Raw genomic sequence first — 14,384 nt, forward strand, 5'->3', positions numbered from 1 at the left:
AGGGCAATTTCCGGCAACCCCCTGTCACCGTGTGCCGTCACGGCTCTACCATCGGCTTATCCGTAGCAGGCTCCCCTCCGTTTCTGCCCGACGGCTCGCCGGCGTGCGAGCCCCAAGCCCTACGGAGCATCGGGGGATGCACATGAACAGCGTTCCGCAGCACCTGCAGAGCGAGGACCGCCAGGAATTCGAGCGGCTCCTCGATGAGGCGCTGCGCTCCGCACCACAGCGACCGGAACTGGCCGCTGTCGGACAGCGGCTCAATCCCGAACAACTGCGCACCATGGCGCTCGACGCCACCGCACTGATAACGGCCGCCGCCGCGGCCGAATACCAGCACTATGTGAAGATCCGCCAGGAACTGCGTCAGCCGGCGATGACCCCCTCGACCACCGGTGACTCCGCTCCCGCGGACCGGAGTTCGGCCACCACCGAGCTCGTCACCACCTTGGGCGAGGCGGCAGAGAGCACCGGCGCGGGCGCCGTCGCAGTCATCGCCGTACTGGCTCCCGTCCTCTCCGGAACCGCCGCGGTGATCTTCCTGCTCGTCGGCTACATCCTGAAGACACTGAGCCCCGGACAGGCCTTCGCCCAGACCATGCTCACCGCCGGCTGGGTGTTCGGCGCGGTCACCGCGGCCACGGTCCTCGTCGCCGCCGTCGGCCTGCTCCTCACCGCCCTGCGCAATGGCAACTCGCCACAGGCCCAGGCACTGGACGCGGCGCACCGGGAACTGGACAGCGCCAGAGAGGCCTGGCGGGACGCCCTGCTGCAGCGCGGCATCCTGCCGTTCCTCACGGAGGCGCTCGCCGAGCCCCGACCGGCCGCCCCCGTGCACCGCACGACCCCGCCCGCCCCGCGCGGCCGTATGCCCCGTCTGGGGTACGACCGCCCCGGTTTCAGCAGCCCCGACGACGGCACCCAGTCGGGCCGGCCGAGCTTCACCAGCCCGGACTACACGAGCCCCGACTTCGGCGGCCCGGAGCACCAGCCCGAGTAACCCCACCGGCAGCCCGGACACGGCTCGCGCCCCGACCGACGTGGGCCCGACCGGGCGGCCCACCGGTGTGCCTCCGTGGTGCCCTTGACCGACGCCGGCAGGGTCCGCGCCTCACGTGACGCCTGGCGGCGGCTCGGAAACGCGGACCGTCTGCGCCTGGCCCTCAGTCCGCGATCGGCAGGTACACCCGGTTACCCGCCGCCGCGAACTCCCTCGACTTCTGGGCCATGCCCTCCTCGATCTCGTCCTGGCTGCCGCCGTGTTGACGGCGGATGTCCTGGGAGATCTTCATGGAGCAGAACTTCGGCCCGCACATCGAGCAGAAGTGGGCCGTCTTGGCCGGCTCGGCCGGCAGGGTCTCGTCGTGGAACTCCCGTGCCGTGTCCGGGTCCAGCGCGAGGTTGAACTGGTCCTCCCACCGGAACTCGAAGCGGGCGTCGGACAGTGCGTCGTCCCACTCCTGGGCGCCCGGGTGCCCCTTGGCCAGGTCGGCCGCATGCGCGGCGATCTTGTAGGTGATGACGCCGGTCTTGACGTCGTCACGGTTGGGCAGGCCCAGGTGCTCCTTGGGCGTGACGTAGCAGAGCATCGCGGTGCCCCACCAGGCGATCATCGCGGCGCCGATGCCGGAGGTGATGTGGTCGTACGCCGGCGCGATGTCCGTGGTCAGCGGGCCGAGCGTATAGAACGGAGCTTCATCGCAGATCTCCTGCTGAAGGTCGATGTTCTCCTTGATCTTGTGCATCGGGACGTGTCCCGGGCCCTCGATCATCGTCTGTACGTTGAAACGCCTGGCGATCCGGTTGAGTTCCCCGAGCGTCTTCAGCTCCGCGAACTGCGCCTCGTCGTTGGCGTCCGCGATCGACCCCGGCCGGAGGCCGTCGCCCAGCGAGTACGTGACGTCGTAGGCGGCGAGGATCTCGCAGAGCTCCTCGAAGTTCTCGTACAGGAACGACTCCTTGTGGTGCGCCAGGCACCACGCGGCCATGATCGAGCCGCCGCGCGAGACGATTCCCGTCTTGCGGTTGGCGGTGAGCGGCACGTACGGCAGACGGACGCCCGCGTGGACGGTCATGTAGTCCACGCCCTGCTCGGCCTGCTCGATGACCGTGTCCTTGTAGATCTCCCAGGTCAGTTCCTCGGCCTTGCCGTCGACCTTCTCCAGGGCCTGGTAGAGCGGCACCGTGCCGATGGGGACGGGGGAGTTGCGCAGCACCCACTCGCGGGTGGTGTGGATGTTGCGGCCGGTGGACAGGTCCATGACCGTGTCGGCGCCCCAGCGGGTCGCCCAGGTCATCTTCTCCACCTCCTCCTCGATGGAGGAGGTCACCGCCGAGTTGCCGATGTTGGCGTTGACCTTCACCAGAAACCGCTTGCCGATGATCATCGGCTCGATCTCCGGGTGGTTGACGTTGGCCGGCAGCACCGCCCGACCCGCCGCGATCTCCTCGCGGACCACCTCCGGGGAAACGTTCTCCCGGATTGCCACGTACTCCATCTCCGGAGTGATCTCACCGCGGCGGGCGTACGCGAGCTGCGTCACCGCCTCGCCGCCGCGGCCCCGGCGCGGCTGGCGCGGCCGTCCGGGGAAGACCGCGTCCAGGTTGCGCAGCCCGCCGCGCGGCGAGGTGTGCTTGATCCCGTCGTCCTCGGGACGGACGGGACGGCCCGCGTACTCCTCGGTGTCACCGCGGGCGATGATCCAGTTCTCCCGCAACGGCGGCAGGCCCCTGCGGACATCGGTGTCGACGAGCGGATCGGTGTACGGGCCCGACGTGTCGTACAGCGTGACCGACTGCCCGTTGGTGAGGTGCACCTGACGGACCGGCACGCGCAGGTCGGGGCGCGAACCCTCGACGTACGCCTTGTGCCATCCGATGGACTTCCCGGCCTCCTGGGACTTCTCGTCCTGGACGGAGGCAGGCGTGCGTGCGTCCTTGTTGGTCATGAGACCTACTCCCTACGCCGGCATTACCCGGTAACAGGTTCGGCGGTCGACGCAGCGGTTTCCGTCTGGCGGCATTCCGCGCGGAACATCGCTTGTTCCACGTGAAACATCGCGCGTACGGAGGTCAGCGCCCTCTCAGCCCGGTGCTCCGAGCTCCCGCGTGTGCAAAGGTGCCTCCACGCTAGCGTCATATGTGGCGCGGTGAACAGTGGGCCCCTGCCGGTGTTGCGATGATCGGGCGGTGACCAGGATGCAGCAGTACCCATATCGGCCGCCCGAGCCGCACCGCTCACCGGGCTCAGGGCAGGGTGACGACCGCGCCTCCGAGCGGGAGGGCAGCCGCGACGACGGTCGTGGTCATGGCCACCGGCAGGCACACGGTCACGGCCACAGGCAGGACCATGGGCACGGTCGTGAGCACGACCACGAGCAGGACCATGGCCATGGACACGGTCACAGCCACAGCCATGGGCCCGCCGCCCCCGTCTCCAAGCACCTGCGCAAGGTCATCGCCGCGATCCTGGTCCCCTTCACCGTGGCGGTCGTCGTCGGACTGGTGGTGCTCTGGCCCGGGGGAGCCCCACCCCACAAACGCAGCGGCGTCGGCTTCGACCGGGAGACCCAACAGGCCACGGTCACCAGGGTCGTCGAGGTGAGCTGCAAGTCGGTGAACGCCGCCGGTGGCGCCCTTACCGCTGACACCTCCACCGCCTCGGGCACCTCGGCGGATCAGGGGGCGAAGGGAAGCTGCAAGAAGGCGACCGTCCGGGTCGACACCGGTAAGGACCGGGGCCGTACGTTCATCGAGATCGTGCAGCCGGACCAGAGCCGGCAACTGCACCAGGGCGAGCAGGTGGTGGCTGCGTACGAGCCCTCGGCACCGAAGGACCTGCAGTACTCGGTGACCGATGTGAACCGGAAGTTCCCGATGACCCTGCTCGCGGGGATCTTCGCGCTCGCCGTCGTGGTGGTCGGCAGGCTGCGTGGCGTGATGGCACTCGTCGCACTGGCCGTCAGCTTCCTGGTGCTGACCCAGTTCATCCTGCCCGCGATCCTCCAGGGTTCGAACCCGCTGCTCGTGGCGGTCGTCGGGGCGAGCACCATCATGCTGCTCGCCCTGTACATGTGCCACGGCCTGTCGGCCCGCACTTCGGTGGCGGTGCTCGGCACCCTTGCCTCGCTGCTGCTGATCGGCTTCCTCGGATCGCAGTTCATCGGCTGGGCCGCCCTCACCGGCAACACGGACGACAGCACCGGCCTGATCCACGGTCTGTATCCGTCGATCGACATGAGCGGTCTGCTGCTGGCCGGTGTCATCATCGGCTCGCTCGGCGTCCTCGACGACGTGACCGTGACGCAGACGTCGGCCGTCTGGGAGCTGCATGAGGCCAACCCGACGATGGGCTGGCGCGGGCTGTACCGGGCGGGCATCCGGATCGGCCGCGACCACATCGCCTCCGTGGTCAACACCCTCGTCCTCGCCTACGCCGGTGCCGCGCTGCCGTTGCTGCTGCTGTTCTCGATCGCGCAGAGCAGCGTCGGGACCGTGGCCAACAGCGAGTTGGTGGCCGAGGAGATCGTGCGCACGCTGGTGGGCTCGATCGGTCTGGTCGCCTCGGTCCCGGTCACCACCGCGCTCGCCGCCCTCGTGGTCTCGGCCGACCGCCCCGGCCCGGGCATCCCGGCACAGTCAGGGGCACAGCCCCTCCCGGCACGCGGCGGCAGGGGGCGCCGCCGGAAGCGGTAGGTCCGCCGGGCCGTCTCGCGGGACCGGCGCGTAAGGCGCGCCGGAGGCATGCGGGAGGCTGGGGCGGACCCGTCCTACTGCGGCCGACCCAAGGAGCAGTGGCCCCCTCTGCGGCCGGTGCGAGACACGGTGAGCTGCCGAGTCTCGCACCCACGCAGAAGCGTTCCTGCATGCCTCCACGCGGCCCGGCGCAGCATCCGGCGCCCCGTGCCGTAACGCTTCAGCCGGCGCTCTGTTCCTCGGCCAGGATGCGGTCCAAGGCCTCTTCCAGATGGGCGTCGAAGTCGGCCAGCGCGCCCTCCTGGCCGAGCGGCACGAGCTTGTCCGTGCGGTCCAGGAAGGCCACGAGTGGCGGCGCGGAGGAGCGGAACAGAGCCTGGTCGCCGCCGACCTGAAGCCTGATCAGTACCTCGCCCAGCACCTCGGTGTCGACGGGAGCGATGTGCACATCCCCTTCCCCGCATGGCCGACCGACGCCGTCGATCAGCAGCTCGCGTCCGAACGCCCAGGTCACCGGGGCGTCACCGGGCAGATGGAAGGTGAGCCGCACGGCATAGGGATCACCGGTCTCGTAGCGCAACTCCACGGGGATGCGGAAGGAGAGCTCCTCCGACACGAGAAAGCTCATCATGACTTCTGCCTGTACGGACTCGCGCATCGTCTACCCCGTCATATGGACGTCGACTGGCCGGGATTGATCCCTCTAACCGTGGTCAAATCTTGCTGAACGTACACAGCAGATCACAAGGAGTAAGTTTTCAGATACTGATAGAGAGGGTGAGCGTCCCGAGATGCCGCCCGATCTCCGTCTGCAGCCGGCGCGCCGCGGGCAGCAGCCGGTCGGCCTGGTGGACGGGCAGCGACATGGCCATCGTGGCCACGGTGGTGCCGACCGTGATCGGGACCGCCGCGCACACCGTCCCGAGCGCGTACTCCTGACGCTCCACGACCGGCTCCATGCGCGGCATCCGGGCCAGCCGCCGCAACAGGGCGTCGTTGTCGCGCACCGTGTACGGCGTGATGGACTGCACGGGGTAGCGCGCGAGATGGTCGCGGCGGGCGTCCTCGTCCAGCTGGGAGAGCAGGCACTGCCCGATGGCGTGCGCGTGGCCGGTCTCGCGGAAGTCGGCCCATTCCTCGACCGCCGGCGCCTCGGGGGAGTCGGAGACGCACATGACGTCGATATCGCCGTCCTGGTACATCGCGTAGTACACCGGCACACCGATGGAATCGCGCCAGTGCGCGAGCGTGTCCGCCACCGCGCTGCGACGTTTCTGCTGGGCTCCGCTGCTGCCCAGCCGTTCGGCCGCCTCGCCGAGGAAGAACAGCCCCTTCTCACGCCGGAGATAGCCCTCGTGTACCAGGGTGCGCAGCAGGTGGTACGTCGTCGGGAGGGCGAGGCCGGTCTCGCGGGCGAGTTGTTTGGCGGGGGCGCCGTACATATGTGCGGCTACGGACTCCAGCAGGCGCATGGCGCGCTGGACGGATCCGATGAGCGTCGCGGCGGCCGGGGACCCGTGGGCGACCGTGGGGTGCGGTGGGCCAGGAGCGTCGGCGGGGCGCGGTGGCCCGGAGACGTCGGTGGGGTGCGGTTGTTCGGGGACCGCGATGGAAGGCGGCCGCTGGGTGGGCGGGGCGCAGGAACGCGGTGGGTCGTGGGGTGCGTACGGTCCTGCCGGGGCGGTGTCAACCGTGGCCAAGGGTCACTCCGGGAGCGGGAGGGGCAGCCCGTGCCGGGAAGAGCACGGAGGGGTCTGCGCCGTCCGCGGGGCTGGACCCCGCGGGATTTCCGGACTCTAATCGTGCGCCGCCGCATGCTGACGGCCGCACGGGGAAACTTCCCTCGCCCGAGGGAAGCCACGGGTTCACCTTGCCGGGAGCCGATGATCCCGTTGCCGCAGACCAGACCCCGGATCGGTCACCAGTCGCCGCGCGACGAGGAGTTCGACATGAACTTGCGCACGACGTAGATGAGTCCGCCGACCAGGGCGACGAAGACCAGCGCCTTGAACAGCAGGCCGATCACGATCCCGACCACGGTCGCTATCAGGCTGCCGAAGACGACCAGGGCGATGACCGGCACCGCGACCCACTTCACCCACCACGGCAGTCCCGCGAAAATCTCTCGCATCGCCCTCGTCCTTTGCCTTCTCGTACGTCTGAGTGCTCGTACGCGCTTGTCACGCACGGCCTTGATGTTCTGCACTCGATGCTAGGGCCGACAAGGGGGTCCGCGGGGGCCTCGCGCCCCTTGTCCTCCCCTGACCCGTCCCCTAGGGAACCCCGGGGTCCGGTCTCACGCCTCGGGCGGAGAGAAGACGACGAGAACCCTCAGGTCCTCGCTGATGTGATGGAACTTGTGCGCGACCCCGGCCGGCACGTACACCACGCTGCCCCGCGCCACCTCGGTTGTCTCCAGTCCCACCGTGACGGACGCCCGGCCGCTGACGACGAAGTACACCTCGTCCTGCTTGTGCGGCGTCTGCGGGTCGTGCTCGCCCGCATTGAGGGCGTACAGGCCGACGGACATGTTCCGCTCCCGCAGGAACTGAAGGTAGGCCCCCTCGTTGGCGGCGCGCTCCGCCTCCAGTTCGTCCAGCCGGAATGCCTTCATCGCCGCTGTCGCCCTCGCCTCTGCTCAGTTCCGATCCGGTCTGCCACGATCAGACACATGAAGAATTTCGTAGTCAAGACGATCGCCAACGCGGGCGCCCTGGCGGTCGCCGTGTGGCTGTTGGACAAGATCACTCTGACGGGTGACAGCACGGCCAAGAAGGCCGGCACGCTGATCGTCGTCGCCCTGATCTTCGGCCTGGTGAACTGGCTGGTCAAGCCCATCGTGAAGGTGCTCACCTTCCCGCTGTTCATCCTGACCCTGGGCCTGATCACCCTGGTCGTGAACGCGCTGATGCTGCTGCTGACCTCCTGGGTCTGCGGCAAGCTCGACCTGAGTTTCCACGTACAGGGCTTCTGGACGGCCGTCATCGGCGGCCTGATCGTCTCCGTCGTCTCCTGGGCGCTGCACGTCGTCCTGCCCGACGAGGACTGAGCGCACCATGACCTACCGCGTCTGCTTCGTGTGCACCGGCAACATCTGCCGCTCCCCGATGGCCGAGTCCGTCTTCCGCGCGCGCGTGGCTCAGGCCGGCCTCGAGGACCGGGTGGCGGTCGACAGCGCCGGCACCGGCGGCTGGCACGAGGGCGAGCCCGCCGACCCGCGGACCGTGTCGGTCCTCGAGGAGCACGCCTACGACAGCGATCACGTCGCGCGCCAGTTCCAGCCGTCGTGGTTCTCCCGCCTCGACCTGGTGATCGCCCTCGACGCCGGTCATCTCAAGGCCCTGCGTCGCCTCGCGCCGACGGAGGAGGACGCGCGCAAGGTCCGCCTGCTGCGTTCGTACGATCCCGCCGCCGGTGACGACCTGGACGTGCCGGATCCGTACTACGGACACCGGGACGGCTTCGAGGAGTGCCTCGAGATGGTGGAGGCGGCGAGCGCCGGTCTGCTCGCCGCCGTACGCGAGCAGCTGGAAGGACGGGCCGCATGAGCGACACCCCCGAGGACCAGGGCCGTACCGGCGACGGCACGCGCGCGGTACGCGCCGGACTGCCCGAACCGGTCAAGCACGAGCCGACCCTGCCCGGACCGGTGTTCGCGGCGCATTTCCATCTGCCCGGCGAGGCGACGGGCACGTATCTCTACGGCCGTGACGAGAACCCGACCTGGACGCTGCTGGAGCGGGCCATCGGCGAGCTGGAGGCGCCCGGGCGGGACGACGTCGAGACGCTGGTCTTCGCCTCCGGTATGGCGGCGATCTCCTCCGTGCTGTTCTCCCAGCTGCGCGCCGGGGACGCGGTCGTACTGCCCTCCGACGGCTATCAGGTGCTGCCGCTGGTCCGCGCCCAGCTGGAGGCGTACGGCGTCGAGGTACGCACCGCCCCCACCGGTGGCGATGCCCAGCTGGAGGTGCTCGAGGGCGCCCGACTGCTGTGGATCGAGTCCCCGTCGAACCCGGGGCTCGACGTGTGCGACATCCGGCGGCTGGCGGCGGCGGCCCATGCGCAGGGCACGCTGGTGGCCGTCGACAACACCCTCGCCACCCCGCTCGGGCAGCGCCCGCTGGAGCTGGGCGCCGACTTCTCCGTGGCCAGCGGCACCAAGCAGCTCACCGGCCACGGTGACGTGCTGCTGGGCTATGTCGCCGGCCGCGACGCGGAGGCCATGGCCGCCGTACGGCGCTGGCGCAAGATCGTCGGCGCGATCTCCGGCCCCATGGAGGCCTGGCTCGCGCACCGGTCCATCGCCACGCTCCAGCTGCGCGTCGACCGGCAGAACGCCACCGCCCTCGCGGTCGCCGAGGCGCTGAAGCAGCGGCCCGAGGTGTCCGGCCTGCGCTATCCCGGACTGCCCGACGACCCCTCGCACAAGACCGCCGCGCAGCAGATGCGCCGCTACGGCTGCGTGGTCTCCTTCACGCTGCCCACGCGCGCGCGTGCAGAGCGTTTCCTCGACGCCCTGCGCCTGGTGGAGGACGCCACGAGCTTCGGCGGTGTGCGTTCCACGGCCGAGCGCCGTCGCCGCTGGGGCGGGGACGCGGTACCGGAAGGCTTCATCCGTATGTCCGTCGGCGCCGAGGACCCCGAGGACCTGATCGCCGACCTGCTGCGGGCCCTGGACGAGTCCGCCGAGTGAGCTGGTGGCCGTCCGGCCGACGGTGCGCGACGGTCCGAGCCTCCCCCCTCGTGGCTCGGACCGTCTTCGGTTCCTGCGCGCGAAGAACCGCGCGAACAAGGCTAGTTGACTCTCCGTCAGTGTCCAATCACGCTAGCGACAGAGACCTATCGACTTATTTATAGTTGGGGCCTGCCCGGGGGCCGGAGGAGGCAGGGATAGGGGAGTGCACGCCATGGACCTGGCCTTGCTGCGCACCTTCGTCACTGTGCACCGGGCTGGCTCCTTCACTCGCGCCGCCGCTCTGCTCGGCCTCTCCCAGCCTGCCGTCACCTCGCAGATCCGCACGCTGGAACGGCAGCTCGGCAAGCCTCTCTTCCTCCGCCAGGCACGCGGGGTGACCCCGACGACCATCGGCGACGAACTCGCCCACAAGGCCGCTCCCCATCTCGATGCCCTGGTGGAGATAGCCGAGAGCGGCCTGGACGACGAGTCCTCGCTCAGAACCCTGCACCTCGCCGGCCCGCCCGAGTTCACCGCCGAACGCGCCCTGCCGGCCCTGACGGAGCTGACCGGCGACGACGGCCAGGGATTCGCGCTCCGCGCCTCCTTCGGCACGGCGGAGGAAACACTGGAGGGACTGGCCTCCGGACACCATGATCTGGCCATCAGTACAGCCCGTCCGCGCGGCGCCCTGCTGACCGCGACTCCGCTCTGCGACGAGGAACACGTACTGGTCGCCGCGCCTCGCTGGGTCGAGCGGATCGGTGCGGAGGCGCTGCGGCTGAAGGGGGCACCCGCGCTGGAGGATCTCCCCGTCGTGGAGGTCCACGAGTCGCTGCCCTTCGTCTCGCGCTACTGGGCCTCCGTCTTCGATTCCCGTCCGGCCGCCTCGGGCACGGTCATCGTCCCGGATCTACGCGCGGTGCTCGCATGCACCATCGCCGGTGCGGGGCTCGCCGTGCTGCCCCGCTATCTGTGTGCCGCGGCCCTCGACGACGGCACGATCGCGACGCTGCACGATCCGGCGGTGCCGCCGCTGCGCACGTATTTCCTGGTGGTGCGCACCGGCACCCTCGCCATGCCCCATATCGCGCGGGCCCACGAGTGGCTTCAGCGGGCGGCCACGACCTGGTGCTGAGGTCCTCCGGCACAACATCAACGCAGAGTGATGGCAAGGTGACTCTTTGCGATGTTTCACGTGGAACCAGCCGGGCCACATTTCTCCCATGACCGTCCGACCCGTGGTCAAGCGCACCGCCCGTGCCGTTCTTCTCGACGGTGACGACCTGATCCTGATCAAGCGCACCAAGCCTGGTGTCGATCCCTACTGGGTCACTCCCGGTGGCGGGGTCGAGCCCGGGGACCCGACCGTCGTGGATGCCCTGCACCGGGAGGTGTCAGAGGAACTCGGCGCCAAGATCACCGATGTGGTGCCGTGCTTCGTGGACACCGTCGAGCACATCGGTGAGGACGGCGGCGCGACCGGTGTGAAGGTGCAGCACTTCTTCGTCTGCCGGCTGGAGTCCATGGACCCGGCCCTGCGGCACGGGCCCGAAGTGGACGAGCCGGCCGGCGAGTACGAGATCGTCCGCGTCCCGTTCACCCGCGTCGGCATCGCCTCCGTCCACCTGGTCCCGCTGTCACTGCGCCACTATCTCGACGGCAACATCGAGGGGGTGCGCGCCATGCACGCTCCCGACCTCGGTTAGAGCGCTCAGTTCCCGACGACGAGCAGCTCCTCCACCGAGTCATGCCGTATGCGGCTCGATGGAACACCGATGTCGCGGAGTGCGTCGATGCTGCTGCGGATCATTCCGGGCGGGCCCGAGAGATAGGCGTCGTACTCGTTCCAGGGGCCATAGTCGCGCACGGCATCGGGGAGCTGGATGTGGGCCCGCTGATCGATGACCGCCCGGACCGACAGCCAGGGATGGCTCTGTTGGAGCCGCAGCATGGTGTCGATGTCGTAGAGGTCGTGGTCGGTGCGGGCGCCGTAGAACACCTCGACGGGCCGACGCTCTCCACGCTCGGCGACGTCCTCGACCAGAGCCTTGATGGGCGCTATGCCGGTGCCGCCGCCCAGACAGAGCAGTCCGCTGTTGGTCGTATGGTCGACGGTCATGGAGCCGGTCGGCGGCCCGAGGCGTATGACGTCTCCGGGCCGGGCGCGGTGCACCAGCGCATTGGAGACCCAGCCGGCCGGTACGGCCTTCACGTGGAACGTCAGCAGACCGTCCGAGCGCGGCGCGGACGCGAACGAGTAGTGCCGCCACACCCGTGGCCACCAGGGCGTCTCCACGCTCGTGTACTGGCCTGCGAGGAAAGGATAGGGCTGGTCGGGGCGGACGGTGAGGACCGCGACGTCGGGGGTTCTGAGGTCGTGGGAGACGATCTGGGCGTACCACCAGGCCGGAGAACGCAGTTCGTCCGCCGCCGCGGCGTCGATCATGATCTGGGAGATCGTCGTGTACGCCCGCACCCAGGCCGCCTCGGCCTCCGGGCTCCAGACGGTGGCGGCGTACCTGCTCAACGCGCCGATCAGGCATTCCCCAACGGCCGGATAGTGCTCGGCGCGCGTCCCGTACTTGCGGTGTCCACGGCCCAGGCTCTGCAGGTAGTCGACGAGGACCGATGTGTTGTCCAGATGCTCGGCCGCAGTGAGCAACGCCTTCAGCAGACGCTCCCGCTGGAGGTCCATCGCGGCCGGGAACAGCGCCCGCAGCTCGGGGTGGCGGACGAACAGCAACGCATAGAAGTAAGAGGTGACCTTGTCGGCGATCGGTGCTATCTCAGCCATCGTGCGGCGTATGAGGATGGCGTCCGGGGATCCCTCCTGGACGGCCGGCGCCGGCCGCTGAGCCGGAATGGGCTCGGGGCTGTCCGGCGGGGGTGCCGACGATGCCGTGAGCGGAGTGAACCAGCCGCCTCCGCCCGGCGTGCCGTTCTCCCCCGACGTGGTGGTCGGAGCGTCCATGGTGTGCCTCGCCTCGAACGTCTTGCGGTCGGTCTGCGCACCTCCTCCTCTTGGAGAAGGAGAAGGTGCATGCTTTCCCCCGGCGGGCGGCCAGCCGTAGCACCCCGCAGCGTTGCATCCCGATCGGCTGCCGCGGTCACATACCCGGAAACGTGGATCTCGCGCCCTTTGTCCCGTTAAGCTGCTTGCCCTTTGCTCTCGGCCCGCACGGGACCTGTGGACTCCATCCCGGACGTGAACCGGAGTCGACCCTACCGGCCGTCGCCGCACACACAAGTCCCCCCCTGCTTCCTCACGAATCGGGCAAGAGTACGAACCACGAAGTCCGACAACTACCGGGCAGGTCGAACCAATTCATAGGCATCCCACAGATCCTGCCCCGTGTAGGAGTGCGTTGCGAGCCCTGCCAGATGGGCGTCCGCATTGACCGCCACGGAAACCGGTACGACAGCAAACAGGTCCTTGTCCGACATCGAGTCGCCGTACGCCACACAGCCCGCCCGGGCCACGCCGAACTCCTCGCAGAGCCGGTCTGCGATGGCCACCTTGGCCGCGGCACTGAGCACCCCGGACGGATCCACGGGCTCGGTGAACGGAACGGCCGGGAAGCGGGATCCATGCGCCGCGTGAGCACCCCAGTCAAGAAGGCGTTCCACGAAGAAGGACGGCGAGAGCGACACCACCGCGCAGTATTCGCCCGCGTCTCTGATCTCTGCCCAGACCTCACGGATGCGGTCCAGCCAGGGAGCCGCCTCGAATGCGGCGCTCACATGCGCCTCGGTCAGACCGGACCACAGATCGTATATCTGTGCCGCATACTCCGGCGGACCGATCCGGCCCGCCGCGATCGCCTGGTCCAGCGCCACGGCCTCCGCTTCCAGCCCCAACTGGCGGGAAATCTCCACGGGAGCCGTACTGCCGTGCAGCAATGTGCCGTCAAGATCGAAGAGATGAAGTCTCGTCATGGCCTCCGAAGCTAACCGGCTGCCGATGTTTCACGTGAAACGCTTGCCGCTGTCCACAGGCTGTGCATTGGGCCACGACATGACCAAAAGCACGTGTGCCCGTGTGGAAACGGGTGGACGTCGGGGGTGCCGGTCGGACAGCCTGACCTGCGTGTCGACTCCTTCCCTCGCCGCTCTGCCCATCCGCCGTCTGACGCTTCGTGATCTCACCGCCTGCGCCGACTTGTCCGAGGACCGGGGGTGGCCACGCGAGGAACACAAGTGGGGATTCCTGCTCACCGCCGGAAAGGGCTTCGGCATCGACGACCCAGAGGGAGGTCTCGTCGCCGCATGCGTCGTCACGGAGTACGGCCCGTGGGGGCGCCCGGATCTCGGGGCCGTCGGCATGGTCCTGGTGGCCGGACGCCATGCCCGTCAGGGAGTCGGGCGCCGCCTGATGCGCCATGTCGTGTCGACCATGGGGACCACTCCCCTCACCCTGCACGCCACACCCAACGGCCGCCCCCTGTACGAGGAACTGGGCTTCAAGGTGACGGGACGGGCGGAGATGCTGAGGGGCCGCTTCATTCCCGGCGAGCCGGAATCGGGCGTGTTCACCCGTGCCGCCGCCGCTGAGGATCTGCCCGCGATCCTGCGTCTCGACGAGGAGGTGTTCGGCGCCGACCGCACTCCCCTGATCACCCGGCTGCCGGCCTTCGCCGACCAGTTGCGGGTGGCCGAGGAGGACGGCCGGATCATCGGCTACGCGGCCGCTTGGCCCAACATGGACACCCATGTCGTCGGTCCCCTGGTGGCCCAGGACGCGGAGACGGCCAAGGCTCTGATCAGTTCGCTGGCGGCCCATACGGACCGTCCCCTGCGCACCGACATCGATGTGCGCCATGAGGGTCTGCTGACCTGGGTGAAGGCGCGGGGGCTCGCCTCCGTGGCCTTCAACGCCGTAATGACGTACGGCATCACGGATCTTCCGGGGGACTGGACCCGCCGGTTCGCACCGCTGACGGTGGCCGCGGGCTGAGCAGTCGTACGACGAACGCCGGTCCCACCGCGTCGTGCGGCGGGACCGGCGTTGTCC

At 69.1% G+C, this 14,384-nt stretch carries 15 protein-coding genes; 8 read left to right on the top strand and 7 right to left on the bottom strand.

The genetic code is table 11. The annotated features are described in order from the left end of the window. Positions 1-136 precede the first annotated feature (136 nt). On the top strand, positions 137-1,000 hold the full coding sequence (locus tag ACWCQS_RS15345) for a hypothetical protein (protein WP_451004873.1): 864 nt from the start codon (positions 137-139) through the stop codon (positions 998-1,000). Positions 1,001-1,163: 163 nt separating this feature from the next. Here ACWCQS_RS15345 and thiC read toward each other — a convergent pair whose 3' ends face one another. Beyond that, on the bottom strand, positions 1,164-2,948 hold the full coding sequence (gene thiC / locus ACWCQS_RS15350; protein WP_451004874.1) for a phosphomethylpyrimidine synthase ThiC: 1,785 nt from the start codon (positions 2,946-2,948) through the stop codon (positions 1,164-1,166). Positions 2,949-3,189: 241 nt separating this feature from the next. On the opposite strand from thiC, the gene ACWCQS_RS15355 reads away from it, so the two are divergent. Further along, complete coding sequence (locus ACWCQS_RS15355; RefSeq protein WP_451004875.1) at positions 3,190-4,695, top strand: YibE/F family protein; 1,506 nt, start codon at positions 3,190-3,192, stop codon at positions 4,693-4,695. Positions 4,696-4,915: 220 nt separating this feature from the next. On the opposite strand, the gene ACWCQS_RS15360 is transcribed toward ACWCQS_RS15355, so the two are convergent. From ACWCQS_RS15360 to ACWCQS_RS15375, 4 genes are all read right to left on the bottom strand, one after another. Then, on the bottom strand, positions 4,916-5,353 hold the full coding sequence (locus ACWCQS_RS15360) for an SsgA family sporulation/cell division regulator (protein WP_451004876.1): 438 nt from the start codon (positions 5,351-5,353) through the stop codon (positions 4,916-4,918). Positions 5,354-5,453: 100 nt separating this feature from the next. After that, complete coding sequence (locus ACWCQS_RS15365) at positions 5,454-6,395, bottom strand: helix-turn-helix domain-containing protein (RefSeq protein WP_451004877.1); 942 nt, start codon at positions 6,393-6,395, stop codon at positions 5,454-5,456. A 218-nt stretch (positions 6,396-6,613) separates the two neighbouring features. After that, positions 6,614-6,826, bottom strand: coding sequence for a DUF5326 family protein (locus ACWCQS_RS15370; RefSeq protein ID WP_451004878.1), 213 nt, complete (start codon positions 6,824-6,826; stop codon positions 6,614-6,616). Positions 6,827-6,991: 165 nt separating this feature from the next. Continuing rightward, positions 6,992-7,309 carry a cupin domain-containing protein gene (locus ACWCQS_RS15375; protein ID WP_451004879.1) on the bottom strand — a complete coding sequence of 106 codons (318 nt, stop codon included), beginning with the start codon at positions 7,307-7,309 and terminating at the stop codon, positions 6,992-6,994. Between the two features lie 57 nt (positions 7,310-7,366). Here ACWCQS_RS15375 and ACWCQS_RS15380 point away from each other — a divergent pair, with 57 nt between their 5' ends. From ACWCQS_RS15380 to ACWCQS_RS15400, 5 genes are all read left to right on the top strand, one after another. Beyond that, positions 7,367-7,744 (top strand): phage holin family protein, encoded by a 378-nt coding sequence (locus ACWCQS_RS15380; RefSeq protein WP_388622688.1) that lies wholly within the window; start codon positions 7,367-7,369, stop codon positions 7,742-7,744. 7 nt (positions 7,745-7,751) lie between these two features. Continuing rightward, complete coding sequence (locus ACWCQS_RS15385; RefSeq protein ID WP_451004880.1) at positions 7,752-8,243, top strand: low molecular weight protein-tyrosine-phosphatase; 492 nt, start codon at positions 7,752-7,754, stop codon at positions 8,241-8,243. Then, on the top strand, positions 8,240-9,388 hold the full coding sequence (locus ACWCQS_RS15390) for a cystathionine gamma-lyase (RefSeq protein WP_451004881.1): 1,149 nt from the start codon (positions 8,240-8,242) through the stop codon (positions 9,386-9,388). The genes ACWCQS_RS15385 and ACWCQS_RS15390 overlap by 4 nt, the downstream gene beginning before the upstream one ends. A 214-nt stretch (positions 9,389-9,602) precedes the next feature. Then, positions 9,603-10,508, top strand: coding sequence for a LysR family transcriptional regulator (locus ACWCQS_RS15395; protein ID WP_450985987.1), 906 nt, complete (start codon positions 9,603-9,605; stop codon positions 10,506-10,508). Positions 10,509-10,596: 88 nt separating this feature from the next. Continuing rightward, positions 10,597-11,079: an NUDIX domain-containing protein gene (locus ACWCQS_RS15400; RefSeq protein ID WP_076089889.1), complete on the top strand. Its 483-nt coding sequence runs from the start codon at positions 10,597-10,599 to the stop codon at positions 11,077-11,079. Between the two features lie 5 nt (positions 11,080-11,084). On the opposite strand, the gene ACWCQS_RS15405 is transcribed toward ACWCQS_RS15400, so the two are convergent. Together ACWCQS_RS15405 and ACWCQS_RS15410 are read right to left on the bottom strand one after the other, a co-directional pair. Beyond that, positions 11,085-12,344, bottom strand: coding sequence for a globin domain-containing protein (locus tag ACWCQS_RS15405; protein ID WP_451004882.1), 1,260 nt, complete (start codon positions 12,342-12,344; stop codon positions 11,085-11,087). Between the two features lie 332 nt (positions 12,345-12,676). After that, entirely contained in the window at positions 12,677-13,309 is a 633-nt protein-coding gene (locus tag ACWCQS_RS15410; RefSeq protein WP_451004883.1) for an HAD family hydrolase, read from the bottom strand. A gap of 151 nt (positions 13,310-13,460) precedes the next feature. Here ACWCQS_RS15410 and ACWCQS_RS15415 point away from each other — a divergent pair, with 151 nt between their 5' ends. Further along, entirely contained in the window at positions 13,461-14,327 is an 867-nt protein-coding gene (locus ACWCQS_RS15415; RefSeq protein WP_451004884.1) for a GNAT family N-acetyltransferase, read from the top strand. Positions 14,328-14,384: the final 57 nt, after the last annotated feature.

This window comes from Streptomyces sp. NPDC002076 (assembly GCF_053593835.1).